A 17,073-nucleotide genomic window follows, 5' to 3' on the forward strand; every position below is an offset into this window, starting at 1 on the left:
CCTACACCACCCGGGCGAGGGCCTCGTCCACCAAGGCGTCGATGGCCGTGACCGTGCGGAACCGGTCGGGGTCCAGTTCCAGGGCCTCGGAGTCGATGCCGTAGCGGGTCTCCAGCCAGGCGATGAGCTTCAGCAGGCCGAGGCTGTCGACGACGGCGCCGTCCAGCAGGTCGTGGTCGTCCGCCAGGTCGTTCGCGGGCAGGTCGGGCGCGAACTCCCTGACGATGAACTCCTTGATCTCCAAAGTACGGCTCATTGCTGTCTCGCCTTCTTCAGGTGATTGCGGTCGATCTTGCCGGTGGAGGTGCGAGGAAGCGCTTCCTCGACGATCGAGATCACAGTGGGCACCGCGCCGGGCGGCAGCAGGGCGGCGCAGTGGGCGCGCAGGTCCAGGCTGGTCAGCGGGCCGCTGCGGCGGATGAAGGCGTGCAACACGTGTCCCGCCGCCGGGTCGGGCAGCGCCACGACCGCCGCCTCGGCGACCTGGTCGTGCCGGCCGAGGACCCGCTCGACCTCGGCCGTGTTGACGCGCAGCCCCCGTACCTTGACGTGGTGGTCGGTGCGGCCCTCCAGGGTCAGCGTGCCGTCGGCGTGCCTGCGCACCAGGTCGCCGCTGCGGAAGAAGCCGTCGCCGGTGAAGCGGCCGGGCTCCACGCCGCCCAGGTAGCCGGGGCTCTGGAAGGGGGTGCTCACGTGCAGTTCACCGACGCCGGGACCGGTCAGGAGGCCGCTGTCGGGGCGGACCAGCCGGACCCGCACTCCCGGCAGCGGGCGGCCCAGCGGGAGCGGTCCCTCGGGCAGGTGGTCACGGTCGATCTCGTGCAGCAGACTGTCGTTGGTCTCGGTGCAGCCGTACAGGTTGTAGAGCCTGGCCTCGGGGAACAGCCGCGCCGCCGCGGCCAGGACCTGCGGTGGCGCGGTGTCGCCGGTGAAGACGGCGTGCCTGACGGCGGGCAGCGGCTCATCGCCCGCGGCCCGCGCGAGCAGGTGGAACATCATGGGCACCGCCTGGACGACCGCCACCTCGTGCTCGGCGATCAGGCGCGATAGGCGGCGTCCGTCCACCGCGTTCTCGGGCGGCACCAGCACCGCGCAGCCGCCCTGCCGCAGGGTCGTCCAGATGTCGAGCAGGCTCAGGTCGAAGTTGAGCGGGGCGTAGCTCAGCACCCTGGTCCCCGGCGCGATCTCGAACCGCCCGGCCGCCCACTCGGCGAAGGCGCCGGTCGCGCCCGCCGTGAGCGGCACGAGCTTGGGCACGCCGGTGGAGCCCGAGGTGGTCAGGATGAACGTCACGTCCCCGGGGTCGGCCTCGCCGCGGGGCTCGTGGCCGGCCGGCTTCGCGGGTTCTCCGGCGGTGAGCACGTGGCGGCAGCCGGCGCGTTCGTACAGCTCGGCCTTGATGGCGCCGGGCAGTTCGGCCGAGGGCACGCAGAAGCGCAGCCGCATCTCCATGCAGGCCAGCAGCAGGGCGATGGCCTGCGGGGACTTCGCGGCGGAGATGCCCACGGCGTCCTGCGGTCGCAGTCCGAGCCCGGCCAGGACGCCGGATTGCTCACGGGCGAGAGCGTCGAGTTCGGCGTACGTGATGGCCTCGCCCCGCCAGACGAGCGCGGGCGCGCCGGGGCGCCGGCGTACGTGATCACGAAAGTAGCAGAGAAATGGATGAAACCGCACAAATCCCCCAGAAGTAGAGGATGCTCACCGTCGACACAGTGCGATGGCATTGGATAGTTGAAATCCAAAATAGTGCTGGAGAGGAAAACGTCGTCAGATCGCTGCGGGCATCGTGGCCATTGAGCTCCCCCGGTTTTGATCCGTCTTATCAGCCCCGTGCGAGCCGGAAAAAGAATTTGACTTCCGCGCCCCCGCCTAGTCTTGCAATATGGAAGGGGCCACCGCCCGAGCCATTGGAGGATTAATTGGACCGTTTCGCCGACGAAGGTGAACTGGCCTCTGTTCTCGGAGATTGGACCGAGGGGCCCGGTCCGCTGTACCAGAAGCTGGTCGACGCCTTGCGGCGCGTGATCGCCGAGGGGGAGTTACTGCCCGGCTTCCTGCTGCCGTCGGAACGCCGGCTGGCCCGGGCCCTGGAGGTGAGCAGGGCCACCGTGGTGGCCGCGTACGACCTGCTACGGGACGAGGGGATGCTCAGCAGGAAGGTCGGCAGCGGCACCAGGGTCCACCCGAGCGTGCGCGCGCTGCAGCGGGCCCGCCCCGCCCAGGTGCCGCACGGCGGGGCCACGGCCCTGATGCGCCGCCTGGTCGACGGGCCCGGCAGGGTGATCTCGCTGACCACCGCCGACTCGGGCCTCGACATCGCCAACGACCTGGCCTGCGCCATGCTGGAGGTGATCGATGATCTGCCGGCGCTGCTGTCGGACTCCGGCTATCATCCACGCGGCCTATCGGCCCTGCGTGAGGCGCTGGCCCGCCACCACAGCGGACAGGGACCGCCCACCACGGCGGACGAGATCGTGGTGACCACGGGCGCCACCCAGTCGCTGGTGCTGATCGCCCAGATGTATGTGACCAGGGGCTCGATCGTGGTCGTGGAGTCGCCAAGCTGGCCCGGCTGCCTGGACGTGTTCCGCGCCGCCGGGGCGGAACTGGTCGCCGTCCCCATGGACGAGGACGGCGTACGCCCCGATCTGCTGGCCGACACCGTGGCCACGCTCGGGCCCGCCCTGATCTACCTGATGCCCAACTACCACAACCCCACCGGCGCCCTCATGCCCAAGACCAGGCGGCGCCAGGTCGCGCAGATCGCGGCCAGGTACGGCGTGCCGCTGGTGGAGGACTGCGCGACCGGCCTGAGCGGCGAGATGCCCGCTCCGATCGCCGCTTTCGCCCCGGAACGGGCGGAAGTGCTCACGCTCGGTTCGCTCGGCAAGACCGTCTGGAGCGGCTTACGCCTGGGCTGGACCCGCGCGCCCGCGGCCGTGGCCGGGGTGCTGGCCGGGTACAAGGCCCTGGCCGACATGGGCAGCTCGCTGCTGCCGCAGGCCGTGGCCACCAGCCTGATGCCACGGCTGACGGAACTGGCCGCCGAGCGTGCTGCCGCCCAGAGGATCAGACGGGAGGCACTGGAGGAGCTGCTGCGCGAGCAACTGCCCGACTGGCGCTGGCGCAGCCCGGCAGGCGGGTCCGCGCTCTGGATCGAACTGCCCGGCGTGAACGCCCAGATCTTCGCGCAGGTCGCCCTCCAGCACGGGGTCGAGGTCGTCCCCGGCGCGCTGGCCGATCCCAGTGGCAGGCACGACTCCTACATCAGGCTGCCGTGCACGTTCAGCGCCGAGGCCATGGTGGCAGTGGTCCGCAAGCTCGCCGGCGCCTGGGCGCGACTCTCCGAACGTAGCTCCAATTCCGCAGGTCTTTCCGCTGGAACGATGACAAGCGGATCTCGGCTTGACGGCCGGCCGGGGGTGGCGTAGCACCGAATCTCAATCCACTATCGACCCGATTGGCTCTGTGTATTGGCCTGCTTTTCAGCGAGCCTTTCTCTTGGCTAATACCTCGTAGCAGAATATCTGGGGGCCGTAGTGGGCACCGTCCACGCATTGTTCGAAGCTCAGGTCACGCGTACTCCCGAGGCCGACGCGGTGCGCCACGCGGGAGAGCGGCTGAGCTATCGGGGATTGAACGAGCGGGCCAACCGGCTGGCCCACCTGCTGATCGAGCGCGGCGTACGGCCGGGGCGCGTGGTCGCCCTGGCCATGCCGCGCTCGGCCGACCTGATCGTGGCCGCGCTGGCGGTGCTCAAGACCGGCGCGGCCTACCTGCCGGTGGATCCCGCCTACCCCGCGGAGCGCGTCGGCTTCATGCTCGCCGACGCCGAACCCGCCGAGGTGCTGCGCGAGATGCCGGACACGAGCGGCCGGCCCGTCACGAACCCGGACGTCACGACGGCGGCCCGCGAGGCCGCCTACGTCATCTACACCTCGGGCTCCACCGGCCGGCCCAAGGGCGTGGTCGTCGAGCACCACAGCGCCGTCGAGCTGATCCGGTGGGCCGTCGGCTGGTTCGGCCCCGAGCGGCTCTCCCACGTGCTGGCCGCCACCTCGCTCAGCTTCGACGTCTCCGTCTTCGAGACGTTCGCGCCGCTGGCCTGCGGCGGCGCCATCGAGGTGGTCCGCGACCTGATGGCGCTCGCCGACCTGCCGCAGGGCTGGCGGGGCAGCCTGATCAGCGCCGTGCCGAGCGCGCTGACCCGGCTCCTGACCCATGCGAACGTGAATATCCAGGCCGGCACCGTGGTCGTGGCGGGGGAGGCTCTGTCGGCCCGCCACGTCTCGGCGATCAGGACCGCCATGCCGGACTGCGAGCTGGCCAACCTGTACGGCCCCACCGAGGCCACGGTCTACGCCACCGCCTGGCGGGCGGGGCCGGCGTTCCACGGCACGCCGCCCATCGGGGCCGCCGTGTCCGGCGTGGCCGTGCGCGTACTCGACGACTCCCTGCGGCCCGCCCGCGAGGGCGAGCTGTACCTGGCCGGGCCGCAGGTCGCCCGCGGTTACCTCAACCGTCCCGGGCTGAGCGCCGAGCGGTTCGTCGCCGACCCGTACGGCGAGCCGGGCTCCCGCATGTACCGCACCGGCGACCTGGCCAGGTACCGGGCCGACGGCGCGCTCGAATACGCGGGACGCGCCGACGACCAGGTGAAGGTCCGCGGCGTACGGGTCGAGCCGGGCGAGATCGAGGCGGTGCTGACCGGCTACCCGGCCGTCGCCCAGGCCGTCGTGATGCTGCGCGAGGACCGCCTGGTCGGCTACGTGGTGCCCGCGGCCGGTGAACCGGCCGACGACCTGCGTGCCTACGCGGCCGAGAGGCTGCCGGCGGCGATGGTGCCCGACGTGCTGGTCACGCTCGATCGCATACCGCTGACGCCCAACGGCAAGGCCGACCGCAAGGCGCTGCCCGCGCCGGCACGGGCCTCCGGGGCGGGACGCCGGGCGGCCACTCCGGCGGAGGAACTGCTGTGCGGGCTCTTCGCCGAGGTGCTGGGCGTGGCGGAGGTCGGGGCCGACGACGACTTCTTCGCACTGGGCGGACACTCGCTGCCGGCCATGCGGCTGGTGTCACGGGCGCGCGCGGCGGCGGGCGCGGACCTGAGCGTTCGTGACGTCTTCGACCGCCGCACCGTCGCCGGACTGGCCGCCCTCCTGCCGCCGGGCGTGGGCGGCGGCGCGAGTGCGGGCGCGGGCGGCGGGCTCGACGGCGTGCCTGCCGTGCGTCCCGCTCAGGTCCCGCTCACCGCGGCCCAGCGCGGACTGTGGTTCCTCAACCGGCTGGAAGGCGGCCCGGCGCACCACATCCCGCTGGCGGTGCGGCTGCGCGGCCCGCTGGACATCGCCGCCCTGACCGCCGCCCTGCGGGACGTCGTCGCCAGGCACGAGGTGCTGCGGACGATCTACCCGGACCGGGACGGGGTGCCGTATCAGCGCGTCCTCGACATCGTCCCCGGCCTGCTCGAGGTGGGCGAAGGCGAGCCGGACCCGGTCGCGGAGGCGGCCAGGCCGTTCGACCTGACCTCCCGGCCGCCGCTGCGCGCCGCCCTGTACGCCACGGGACCGGCCGAGCACCTGCTCCTGCTGACCCTGCACCAGATCGCGGCCGACGGCTGGTCACTGGCGCCGCTCTCCCGCGACCTGTCGGCGGCCTACGCGGCGCGCGTCGCCGGCCGCGCCCCGCACTGGCGACCGCTGCCGATGCAGTACGCCGATCATGCGCTCAGGCAGGCCGCCGCCGGCGCCGAGACCGGGATGGAGCACTGGCGGGCGGTGCTGGCCGGGCTGCCCGAGCAGCTCGACCTGCCCGCCGATCACCCGCGCCCGCCCGTCGCCGCCCACCGTAGCGGCATCGTGTCCGTGGAGCTGGACGCCGCGTTGCGCGACCGGCTGAACGGGCTGGCCAGGAAGAGCGGCACCAGCCTGTTCATGGTCCTGCACGCCGCGCTCGCCACCTTGCTGACCGGGCTCGGCGCGGGCACCGACCTGCCGATCGGCACACTGGTCGCTGGACGCGACCGCCCGGAGGTCGAGGACCTGGTGGGCTGCTTCCTCAACCTGCTGGTCCTGCGTACCGACACCTCGGGCGACCCCGGCATGCGCGAGCTGCTCGACCGCGTACGCGAGACCGACCTGCGGGCGTTCGAGCACGCCGGGACGCCGTTCGTGACGCTGGTCGAGATGCTCAACCCGGCGCGATCCGCGGCCAGGCACCCGCTGTTCCAGGTCATGCTGGTCCTGCAGAACACCCCGAGGCCGGAGTTCCGCCTGCCGGGACTGGAGGCCGAGGTCGAGCAGGTCCACACTGGGATGTCCAGGTTCGACCTGGTCTGGGACCTGGCCGAGCACGAGGGCGGGATCGACGGGACGCTGGAGTACAACGCCGAGCTGTTCGACCACGGCACCGCGCGGCTGCTCGCGGACTGCTTCGGCCGGGTGCTCTCCGCCCTGGCCGAGCGGCCCGACGAGCCGATCAGCCGGGTGCCGCTGCTGGACGAGGCGGGGACCCGGCGGATCCTGGACGAATGGAACGACACCGTGGTGGCGGTGCCGCCGACCCCGGTGCGGCTCCTGTTCGAACGGCAGGCCGCGGCCACACCGGAGGCGGTCGCGGTGCTGGCCGAGGACGCCGAGCTGAGCTACGCCGAGCTGGACCGGCGGGCGGAGCTGCTGGCGCACAGGCTGGCGGCGTACGGCGCGGGGCCCGGGCGATACGTGGGCGTGGCGCTGCCGCGCCGCTCCGACCTGGTGGTGGCGCTGCTCGCGGTGCTGAAGACCGGGGCGGCGTTCCTGCCGATCGACGCCAACTACCCCGCAGAACGCATCTGCTACGTCGTGGAGGACGCCGCCCCCGCGCTGATGCTCACCACCGCCTCGCTACTGCCCGCCCTGCCACCGCTCACCGTGCCGACGCTGCTGGTGGAGGATCAGGCCGCCGAAGCCGCCGCCGGCCTCCCCGCCGTCCACAGCGCGGAGCATCCGGCCTATGTGATCTACACCTCGGGCTCCACCGGCCGTCCCAAGGGCGTGGTGGTGCCGAACCGGGCGCTGACCAACTTCCTGGCCGCCATGTCCGACCGGCTGCGGCTCACCCCGCGCGACCGCTGGCTGGCGGTCACGACGGTCGCCTTCGACATCGCCTACCTGGAGCTGCTGCTGCCGTTGATCAGCGGCGCGGCCGTGGTCCTGGCCACCGACGACACCGTCCGGGACCCGGCCGCGCTGGGCGAGCTGGCCGCCGCGCACCGGGCGACGGTCATGCAGGCCACGCCGTCGCTGTGGCAGGCGCAGCTCGACGCCGACCCCGACGCGGTGCGCGGGCTGCGGATGCTGGTGGGCGGCGAGGCGCTGCCGCCCACGCTGGCGGCCCGGATGCGCGAAGCCGGCGCGGAGGTGACCAACGTCTACGGCCCGACCGAGACCACGATCTGGTCCACCGCCGCCCCCGTCGAGTCCGACCGGCCCGGCATCGGCCGCCCGATCCACAACACCCGCGTGTACGTGCTGGATCCCGCGCTCCGGCCGGTCCCGCCCGGCGTCCCCGGCGAGCTGTACATCGCCGGCGACGGAGTCGTACGCGGCTACCACGCCAGGCCCGCGCTGACCGCCGAGCGTTTCGTGGCCGACCCGCACGGCGGGCCGGGCAGCCGCATGTACCGCACCGGCGACCTGGCCCGCTGGCGCTCCGACGGCACGCTCGACTTCCTCGGCCGCACCGATCACCAGGTCAAGCTGCGCGGCTTCCGCATCGAGCTGGGCGAGATCGAGACCGTGCTCGCCGCCCACCCCGCCGTCCGCCGCGCCGCCGTCGTGGTACGCGAGCGGCAACTGGTCGCGTACGTGGTCCGCGGCGGCGACGAGCCGGCCGATGAGCTGCGCGAACACGCGGCCAGGAAGCTCCCGCCGTACATGGTGCCGGTGATCGTCGTCCTGGACGCACTGCCGCTCACCCCGAACGGCAAGCTGGACAGGGCCGCCCTGCCCGCACCCCCGCGCCAGGCCGACGTGGCGGGCCGAGCGCCGGCGACCCCGGCCGAAGAGCTGCTGAGCGAGCTGTTCGCCAGCGTGCTGAAGCTGGACCGGGTGGGGGTGTCCGACAGCTTCTTCGCCCTCGGCGGCGACAGCATCCTGTCGATCCAGCTCGTCAGCCGGGCGCGCAAGGCCGGACTGCGGCTCAGGGCGCGCGAGGTGTTCGAGCACCAGACCGTCGAGCGCCTGGCCGCGCTGGTCGAGCCGGTCGCGCCCGCGGCCCCGGCCGAGCAGTGGCGGCTGCCCGAGCTGTCCGTGCCCGCCGGCGTGTGTCCCGCGCCCGCCGCCGTGTGGCCGCTCTCCCCCCTTCAGGAGGGGCTGCTGTTCCAGGCGGCCTTCGACGGCCGCGACGTCTACACCGTCCGTGTCGTGGTGGACCTGCACGGAGAGCTGAACGTCGCCGCCCTGCGCGCCGCCGGGCAGAGGCTGCTGGACCACCACCCCAACCTGCGGGCCGGCTTCTGGTCCGGAGGTGAGCGGCCGGTGCAGTTCGTGCCCGAGCGGGTCGAGTTGCCGTGGGAGGAGGTGGACGGCCCGGTCCCCGAGGAGGCCCCAGCCGGTCACCCGGCGTTCGACCTGGCCGCGCCGCCGTTGCTGCGCTGTGTGCTGCACCGCACGGGCGAGCGGTGGCACCAGCTCGTCCTCACCTGCCACCACCTGCTGCTCGACGGCTGGTCCACGCAGAATCTGCTGCGCGAGTGGCTGGACCTGTACGCGGGCCGCGAGCTGCCGCCGGCGCCGCCGTACCGTGACTACCTGGGCTGGCTGAGCGCGCAGGACCCGGAGGCCGCGCGCGAGCACTGGCGGCAGGCGCTGGACGGGCTGACCGAGCCCACACTGCTGACCCAGCGCCGCGACGACCTCGGTGAGCCGCACTACGTCACCGCCGAGCTGTCCAGGCAGGCCACCCGACGGCTCGCGGACCGGCTGCGCGGCCTGGGCGTGACGCTCAACAGCGCCGTCCAGAGCGCGTGGGCGCTGCTCCTGGGCCGGTTGACCGGTCAACGGGAGGTCGTGTTCGGCACCACCGTGTCCGACCGGCACGTCGAGCTGTCCGACGTCGGCGAGATGGTCGGCTTCCTGCTGGCCACACTCCCCATGCGGGTACCGCTCGACCCCGCCAGGTCGCTGGCCTGGCTGCTGGGCGACGTGCAGCGGCGGCAGCGCGACCTGCTGAGCCACACCCAGATCGGGCTGGCCGAGGTGCAGCGGCTGGCCGGGATGGCGGAGATGTTCGACACGCTGACCGTGTTCCAGAACTTCCCCGCGTCCGGCGACCTGGGCGCGCCGGGCCTGCGGGCCGAGGTGCAGGACGGCCAGGACCTGCCGCACTACCCCCTCGGCCTGGCCGCGGTGCCCGGCCCCAGCCTGCTGCTGCGGATCTGCTACCGCGAAGGGACCGTGGACCGCGAGCGCGCGGAGGCGATGGGCCGCTGGCTGGTACGGCTGCTCGAGACCGTCGCCGACGACCCGGAGCTGCCGTCGGGCCGGGCCGGGCTGCTCGACGACGCTGAGCTGCACCAGGTGCTGCGCGAGTGGAACGACACCGCGCTGCCCACGCCGTGGCGGTCGCTGCCGCGGCTGGTCAGCGAGCAGGCGGCGGCCACACCCCAGGCGATCGCGGTGCGCTGCGAGGACACCGAGCTGACCTACGCCGAGTTGGACCGGCGGGCCAACCGGCTGGCCAACCACCTCATCGGGCTCGGCGCCGGGCCGGAACGCCGGGTCGCGCTGGCCCTGCCGCGCTCGGCGGACATGGTCGTGGCCTGGCTCGCGGTGCTCAAGACGGGTGCGGCCTACGTCCCGCTGGACCCCGGTTACCCGCGCGAACGGCTGGCCATGATGCTCGCCGACGCCCGGCCGCTGCTGCTGGTGACCGCTCCGGGGGTGGACGTCCCGGACGCCGGGGTGCCCCGGGTGCCGGTGACGGCCGGCGGCCCCGACCACGATCCCGGCGTGCCGATCGAGCCCGGTCATCCCGCGTACGTGATCTACACCTCCGGCTCCACGGGCACGCCCAAGGGGGTCGAGGTCACCCACCGCGGCCTGCCCGGCGTGGCCGCCGCCCACGTCGAGCCGTTCGAGCTGGGCCCGGGCGACCGGTTCCTGCTGGTGGTCTCCCTCGGCTTCGACGTGTCCATGGCCGACATCGCGCTCACCCTCACCAGCGGCGCGACCCTGGTCGTCCCCGGTCCCGAGCGCGGGCTCGTCGGCCCCGACCTGGCCGAACTGCTGAACGGGCAGCAGATCACCCACACCGACCTGGTGGCCTCGATGCTGGCCTCCCTGCCGCCGGAGGCCGACCTGCCCGCGTTGCGCGCCCTGGTCGTCGGCGGCGAGGCGCTGTCCGGCGCGCTGACCGCCCGCTGGTCGCCGGGCCGCACGCTGATGCAGGTCTACGGCCCGACGGAGACGACCGTCGTGGCCACCATGAGCCCGCCGCTCACCGGCGCCGCCGCGCCGCCGATCGGGCGTGCGATCCGCAACGTGCGGGTGTACGTGCTGGACGACGGCCTCCTGCCGGTCCCGCCCGGCGTTCCCGGCGAGCTGTACGTGGCAGGCGACGGGCTCGCCCGCGGCTACCTGGACCGGCCCGCGCTGACCGCCGAGCGGTTCGTGGCCAACCCGTTCGACGGGCCGGGGTCGCGGATGTACCGCACCGGCGACCTGGTCCGCTGGGACGCCGGCGGCCTGCTCCACTTCGTGGGCCGGCGTGACCACCAGGTCAAGATCCGCGGCTTCCGCATCGAGCTGGGCGAGGTCGAGGCCGCCCTGGCCGCGCAGCCCGAGGTGGCGCGGGCGGCGGCGATCGTACGCGAGGACGCGCCGGGCGCGCGCCGCCTGGTCTGCTACACGGTGCTCCGCCCCGGCTGCGACGTGGACGCGGCGGAGCTGCGCGAGCGGGCCGCGCGCACGCTGCCGAAGCACATGGTGCCCCTGGTGATGGTCGTCGAGTCGCTGGCGACCACGCCCAGTGGGAAGCTGGACACGGCCGCGCTGCCCGTTCCGCCGCTGCCCCGCTCCGGCCGGGCGCCGCGCACGCCACGCGAGGAACTGCTGTGCGACCTGTTCGCCGGGGTGCTCGGCCTGCCGGGCATCGGCGCGGAGGCGGACTTCTTCGCCGCGGGCGGCGATTCGCTGCTGGCCGCCCGCCTGGCCAACCGGGTTCGCGCCGCGCTCGGAGCCGAAATGGGCGTACGCGCGGTCTTCGACCACCCGACGGTCGCCGAACTGGCCGCCGCGCTGGAGGACGCCCCCGCCGACGCCCCGCCGCAGCCCCGGCCGCAGCCCCGGCCGCGGCGCATCCCGCTCTCCCCCGCGCAGCGGCGGCTGTGGCTGCTCAACCGCATGGACCAGACCGACCCCGCCTACCACATGCCGCTCGCGGTCCTGCTGGAGGGCGACCTGGACACCCGGGCGCTGGGCGCCGCGCTGAACGACGTGGTGGCCAGGCACGAGGTGCTGCGCACGGTCTACCCGGAGGACGGCGGCGTGCCGTACCAGAAGATCCTTGAAGGGGTGGAGCTGGACCTGCAGGGGCCGCCGCTGAACACGCCCTTCGACCTGACCGAGGACTTGCCGATCCGCGCCAGGCTCACCGCGGCGGGTCCGGGGCGGCACGAGCTGCTGCTGGTCCTGCACCACATCGCGGCCGACGGCTGGTCGCTGGCCACGCTGTGGAAGGAGCTGTCGCACGCGTACGCGGAGCGGCTGCGCGGCCACGAGCCCGTCTGGACGCCGCTGCCGATCCAGTACGCCGACTACGCGCTGTGGCAGGAGCGCTTCCCGGGCCGCGCCGACTACTGGCGGCAGGCGCTGGCCGGCCTGCCCGAGGAGATCCCGCTGCCCGCCGACCGGCCGCGTCCCGCGGAGGGCACCGGGCGGGGCGGGATCGTGGAGTTCACCCTCGACGACGATCTGCGCGGACGCCTGCTCGACGTGGCACGCGAAGGCCAGGCGAGCCTGTTCATGGTGCTGCACGCGGCGCTGGCCGCGCTGCTGACCAGGCTCTGCGGGGGCACCGACGTGCCGATCGGCACCCCGGTCGCCGGGCGCGACCACGAGGCCGTCGAGGACCTGATCGGCTGCTTCCTCACCATGCTCGTCCTGCGCGTGGACACCTCGGGCGGGCCCTCGTTCCGGGAGCTGCTGACCCGGGTGCGGGCCGCGGACCTGGCCGCGCACGACCATCGCGACCTGCCGTTCGAGCGGCTGGTCGAGCTGCTCAACCCGGCCCGCTCCGCGGCCAGGCACCCGCTGTTCCAGGTGATGCTGGTGCTGCAGAACGTCCCCGAGGGCGAGCTGGAGCTGCCGGGCGTCACCGTGAGCACCGCGGAGGCCGAGACCGGCGCCGCCAAGATGGACCTCACCGTCCGCCTCACCGGGCGGCGCGGCGAGCTGGAGTACTCCGCCGATCTGTTCGACCGCGACACCGCGGAACGGCTGGCCGAGCGCCTGGTCGGCGTGCTGCGCCAAGTGGCCGCCGACCCCGGCGTCGGCCTGGACGACCTGGACGTGCTCACCGGCGCGGAGCGGCGCGAGCTGGCCGCATGGAACGACACCGCCGCCCCCGTCCCGCCGCTCACCGTGACCGCACTTCTGGAGGAGCAGGCCGCACGCACTCCCCACGCGCCGGCCCTGGCGTCGGGCGACACCACCTACACCTACGCCGAGCTGCACGAACGCGCCAACCGGCTGGCCCACCACCTGATCGGCCAGGGCGCTGGACCCGGGTCGCTGGTGGCGCTGGCGCTGCCCCGCTCGCCCGACCTGGTCGTGGCGCTGCTGGCCGTGCTCAAGAGCGGGGCCGCGTACCTGCCGATCGAGCCGGACCACCCGGCGGAGCGGATCTCGTACGTGCTGGCCGACGCCGCGCCCGCGCTGGTGCTGCGGGAACTCCCGGACACCGCGGGACAGCCGGCCACGCCGCCCGAGGCACCCCTGTCGCCGCGCCACCCGGCGTACGTGATCTACACCTCGGGCTCGACGGGCAGGCCCAAGGGCGTCGTGGTCGAGCACCGCTCGGTCGTGGACTACCTGGCGTGGACCGTCCGCGCCTACCCGTCCGCGCGCGGCGTGTCGTCGCTGCACTCGGCGATCTCGTTCGACCTGACGGTGACCGCGCTGTTCACCCCGCTGGCCGCCGGCGGCTGCGTCCGGTTGACCGGCCTGGACTACGACACCCCGCCGGGTGGCCCGATCACCCTGCTCAAGGCCACGCCCAGCCATCTGGCGCTGCTGAGCGCGCTCCCGCCCGAGCACTCCCCCACCGGGGAGCTGCTGCTGGGCGGGGAGGCGCTGCACGGCGAGACGCTGGCCGCTTGGCGGGAACGTCATCCTGGAGTGGTCGTGCGCAACGTCTACGGCCCGACCGAGGCCACCGTCAACTGCGCGGAACACCTCATCGAGCCGGGCGCCGACGTGCCCCCCGGGCCGGTGCCGATCGGCCGGCCCCAGCCCAACGCCCGCCTGTACGTGCTGGACGCCGGGCTGCGGCAGGTGCCGCCAGGGGTGACCGGGGAGCTGTACATCGCGGGTGGCGGGCTGGCGCGCGGCTACCTGAACCGTCCCGGGCTGACCGCCGAGCGGTTCGTCGCCGACCCGTACGGGCCGCCGGGCACGCGCATGTACCGCACCGGCGACCTGGCGAGGCGGCTGCCCGACGGCGAGCTGGTGTACGCAGGGCGGGCCGACGACCAGATCAAGCTGCGCGGGCACCGCATCGAGCCCGGCGAGGTCGAGGCCGCGCTGCTCGCCGCGCCCGGCGTACGGGAGGCGGCCGTGGCCGTGCGGGACGGGCTGCTCGCCGGCTACATCGTCGGCGGCGACCCGGAGCAGGCCCGCCGCGTGGCCGCCGAACGGCTGCCCGCGCCGCTGGTCCCCGTGGTGGTGCCCCTGGACGCGCTGCCGCTCACACCGCACGGCAAGCTGGACCGCCGCGCGCTGCCCCATCCCTCCCTGCCGGACGCCGACGCCTTCGCTCCGGACGCCGATGCCTTCGCTCCGGACGCCGATGCCTTCGCTCCGGACGGCGCCGGCCTTTCACCGGAGGGCGCGGTGTCCGAGGCCGAGCGGCGGCTGTGCGTGCTCTTCGGTGAGGTGCTCGAACGGCCCGGACCCGTCCCGCCGCACGCCGACTTCTTCGCGCTCGGCGGCCACTCGCTGCTGGCCGCCCGGCTGGTCAGCCGCGTCCGCGCCGAGCTCGGCGCCGACCTGGCCATCAGGGCGCTGTTCCAGAGCCCGACCCCGGCCGGGCTCGCCGCACGGCTCGGCGAGAACGCGGCCGGGGAGACGTTCGAGGTCCTGCTGCCCCTGCGGGAGACCGGCACGCTGCCACCGCTGTTCTGCCTCCACCCGGCCGCGGGCATCGGCTGGGCGTACGCCGGCCTGCTGCGCCACCTGCCCGACCGTCCCCTGTACGCCCTGCAGGCCCGCGGGCTGTCCGGGCGGCAGCCCGCCGACGTGACCGAGATGGCCGAGGACTATCTGCAGCGCATCCGGCACGTCCAGCCCTCCGGGCCGTACCACCTGCTCGGTTGGTCCTTCGGCGGCGTGGTCGCGCACGAGGTCGCCACCCGGCTGCAGGCGCGCGGCGAGAAGGTGGCGCTGCTCGCGCTCATGGACGCCTACCCGCCCGGTGAGCGCCGGGTGGACCGGGTGAACGCCTGGGACGAGGTGCTGCGCTCGCTCGGCCAGGACCCGGACGCGGACGACCACCCGCTGGCCGGGCTGACCGGCGAGCAGCGCGACCGGCTGGCCGCCGTGTTCGCCGCCAACGTCGATCTGCAGGCCAGGCACGCCCCCGGCCGGTACGACGGCGACCTGGTGTTCTTCACCGCCACCCTCGACAAGGACGACCACTCGCCCCGCCCCGACGACTGGCGCCCGTACGTGAGCGGACGCATCACCGACCATCCCATCCCGGCAACGCACGGCGGCCTGGCCGCGCCCGAGCCGCTGGCGACGATCGCCTCGATTCTGAAAGGAACCCGGACATGACCAACCCCTTCGACGACGCCGAAGGCCGCTTCCTGGTGCTGCGCAACGATGAGGGCCAGTACTCGCTGTGGCCGTCCTTCGCCGAGGTGCCCGACGGATGGCGGCAGGTGTACGGCGAGGCCGCCCGCCAGGACTGTCTCGACTACGTCAGCGAACACTGGACCGACATGCGCCCGCTCAGCCTCGTGAGCGCGACGGACGACTGATGACCGCGACGAGAGGCGGCAGCCCGGCCACCGTGGCCCCCGGCCGGTCGCGGAATCCCTGGTTGGTGCTGGTGGTGCTCTGCCTGGGCCAGTGCGTGGTCCTGCTGGACACCACCATCGTCAACGCGGCCATCCCGTCGATGGTGTCGGGACTGGGCGCGTCGGTGGACGAGATCCTGTGGATCGGCAGCTCGTACCTGCTGGCCTACGCCGTCCTACTGGTCACCTCCGGACGGCTGGGCGACCTGTACGGGCAGAAGCGGCTGTTCGTCACCGGCCTGCTGCTGTTCACCGCCGCCTCCGCGGCCTGCGGCGCCGCACAGTCGCCCGGCCAGCTCGTCGCCGCACGCGTGGTGCAGGGGGTGGGCGCGGCGCTGCTCACCCCCCAGTCGCTGGCGCTGATCTCGCGGATCTTCCCCGCCGACCGCCGGGGCCGCGCGCTGGGCGTGTGGGGCTCGATGGTCGGCCTGGCCGCGGCAGCCGGGCCGACGGCGGGCGGGCTGCTGATCTCCACGCTGGGCTGGCGCTGGGTGTTCTACATCAACCTGCCCATCGGCGCGGTCGTGGTCGTGCTGGCACTGCTGGTGCTGCCGACGCTGCCCGCCGCCGGCGGCCGGCGGCTCGACGTCATGGGCACGGTGCTGATCACCGCCGGTCTCGGCCTGCTGGTGTTCGGGCTGATCGAGGGCGAGCCGAACGGCTGGAGCCCGTTCATCCTGGCCTTGATCGGCGCGGGCGTGCTGCTGCTCGCCGTGTTCCTCGCGGTCGAGCGCGACCGGCAGGACCGGGAGCCGCTGCTGCCGTTCGCCATGTTGCGCGAGCGCAACTTCACGGTCACCTCGCTGGTGGTGTGGACGCTGCCGTGCTCGCTCGGCGCGATGCTGTTCCTGACGATGATCTATCTGCAGACCGTGCTCGGCATCTCCGCCCTCCACGCCGGACTGCTGGTGGCCGTGGCCCCGCTGGTGTCGGTGTTCGTCTCACCGCTGTCCGGCAGGCTCATCGACGCCTTCCACGGCAAGTACGTGATGATCGGCGGGTTCGCGCTGTTCGCCCTCGGCATCGGCGTCCTCGCCCTCTCCGCCACGCCGGACGCCACCGCGCTGGACCTGCTGCCCGGCCTGGCCGTGTTCGGCGTGGGCATGGGCATCGCCTCCGCGCCGCCCGGCGCCGTCGCGCTGCGCGGCATCGGCGAGGCGCACGCGGGGGCGGCCTCGGGCCTGTTCAACATGAGCCGTGTGTGCGGCAACGCGCTCGGCGGCGCGACCGTCGGCGCCCTGCTGCAGGCCAGGCTGGCCGCCTGGGACGGCTCGCTGACCCCGTCGGGCGAGGCGGGGCGCGCCGCGCTCGCGCACGCGGTACGGGAGACCTACCTCTTTCCGATCGGGGTGCTGCTGCTGGCCGTGGCGGTCAGCTTCGCCGTGCGCCGCTCACCTCGCACATGAGCATGCGCATGACGGTGGCCGGGGAGGGATGCCGGCCCCTCATGGCCCCGCATCGGGCGCCCAGGCCTTGGCCTCGGCTGCCACCCCTTCGCCCGACAGAAGGCCATCGACGAGGGCCTTGAGCGTCTTGGCGTCGTCCGGGCCGAGCCGGTCCAGCAGGTGACGTCGCGTCGATCACGTGCCTGCCTGCCGGGCACAGCGTGACCTCCACCCCGTTCGGAACCTTGTCGCGGGCCACGTAGCCGCGGTCGGCCATCCGGGTCAGCAGGTGCGACAGCCGCATCCGATCCCACCCGATCCCACCCGAGGGCGGCGGCGAGGGCGTTCTGCCGCAAACTCCGCCGGACTCGTGCAGGCACACCAAGACGCCCAGTTCCGGCTCAGAGACAC

Annotated in this window: 6 protein-coding genes; 4 read left to right on the forward strand and 2 right to left on the reverse strand. The window is 73.7% G+C overall.

Annotated elements, in window-relative coordinates:
- Position 1 precedes the first annotated feature (1 nt).
- Positions 2-256: a phosphopantetheine-binding protein gene (locus ACH34R_RS35100; protein ID WP_397565862.1), complete on the reverse strand. Its 255-nt coding sequence runs from the start codon at positions 254-256 to the stop codon at positions 2-4.
- Entirely contained in the window at positions 253-1,674 is a 1,422-nt protein-coding gene (locus ACH34R_RS35105) for an AMP-binding protein (RefSeq protein ID WP_397565863.1), read from the reverse strand. Before ACH34R_RS35105 ends, ACH34R_RS35100 begins: the two co-directional genes overlap by 4 nt.
- Before the next feature lie 245 nt (positions 1,675-1,919).
- On the opposite strand from ACH34R_RS35105, the gene ACH34R_RS35110 reads away from it, so the two are divergent.
- From ACH34R_RS35110 to ACH34R_RS35125, 4 genes are all read left to right on the forward strand, one after another.
- The gene (locus ACH34R_RS35110; protein WP_397565864.1) at positions 1,920-3,431 is read left to right on the forward strand and encodes a PLP-dependent aminotransferase family protein; all 1,512 of its coding nucleotides are present in this window, start codon (positions 1,920-1,922) and stop codon (positions 3,429-3,431) included.
- Between the two features lie 126 nt (positions 3,432-3,557).
- Positions 3,558-15,032 (forward strand): amino acid adenylation domain-containing protein, encoded by an 11,475-nt coding sequence (locus ACH34R_RS35115; RefSeq protein ID WP_397565865.1) that lies wholly within the window; start codon positions 3,558-3,560, stop codon positions 15,030-15,032.
- The gene (locus ACH34R_RS35120) at positions 15,029-15,238 is read left to right on the forward strand and encodes an MbtH family protein (RefSeq protein WP_397565866.1); all 210 of its coding nucleotides are present in this window, start codon (positions 15,029-15,031) and stop codon (positions 15,236-15,238) included. Before ACH34R_RS35115 ends, ACH34R_RS35120 begins: the two co-directional genes overlap by 4 nt.
- Positions 15,238-16,683, forward strand: coding sequence for a DHA2 family efflux MFS transporter permease subunit (locus ACH34R_RS35125; RefSeq protein ID WP_397565867.1), 1,446 nt, complete (start codon positions 15,238-15,240; stop codon positions 16,681-16,683). Before ACH34R_RS35120 ends, ACH34R_RS35125 begins: the two co-directional genes overlap by 1 nt.
- Positions 16,684-17,073 lie beyond the last annotated feature (390 nt).

The sequence above is a fragment of the Spongiactinospora sp. 9N601 genome (genome assembly GCF_044326295.1).
Lineage (GTDB): Bacteria > Actinomycetota > Actinomycetes > Streptosporangiales > Streptosporangiaceae > Spongiactinospora > Spongiactinospora gelatinilytica.

What these genes read in the sequence shown, in the direction of transcription:
- ACH34R_RS35100 (WP_397565862.1), bottom strand. Translation starts at nt 256, where the DNA reads ATGAGCCGTACTTTGGAGATCAAGGAGTTCATCGTCAGGGAGTTCGCG.
- ACH34R_RS35120 (WP_397565866.1), top strand. Translation starts at nt 15,029, where the DNA reads ATGACCAACCCCTTCGACGACGCCGAAGGCCGCTTCCTGGTGCTGCGC.
- ACH34R_RS35125 (WP_397565867.1), top strand. Translation starts at nt 15,238, where the DNA reads ATGACCGCGACGAGAGGCGGCAGCCCGGCCACCGTGGCCCCCGGCCGG.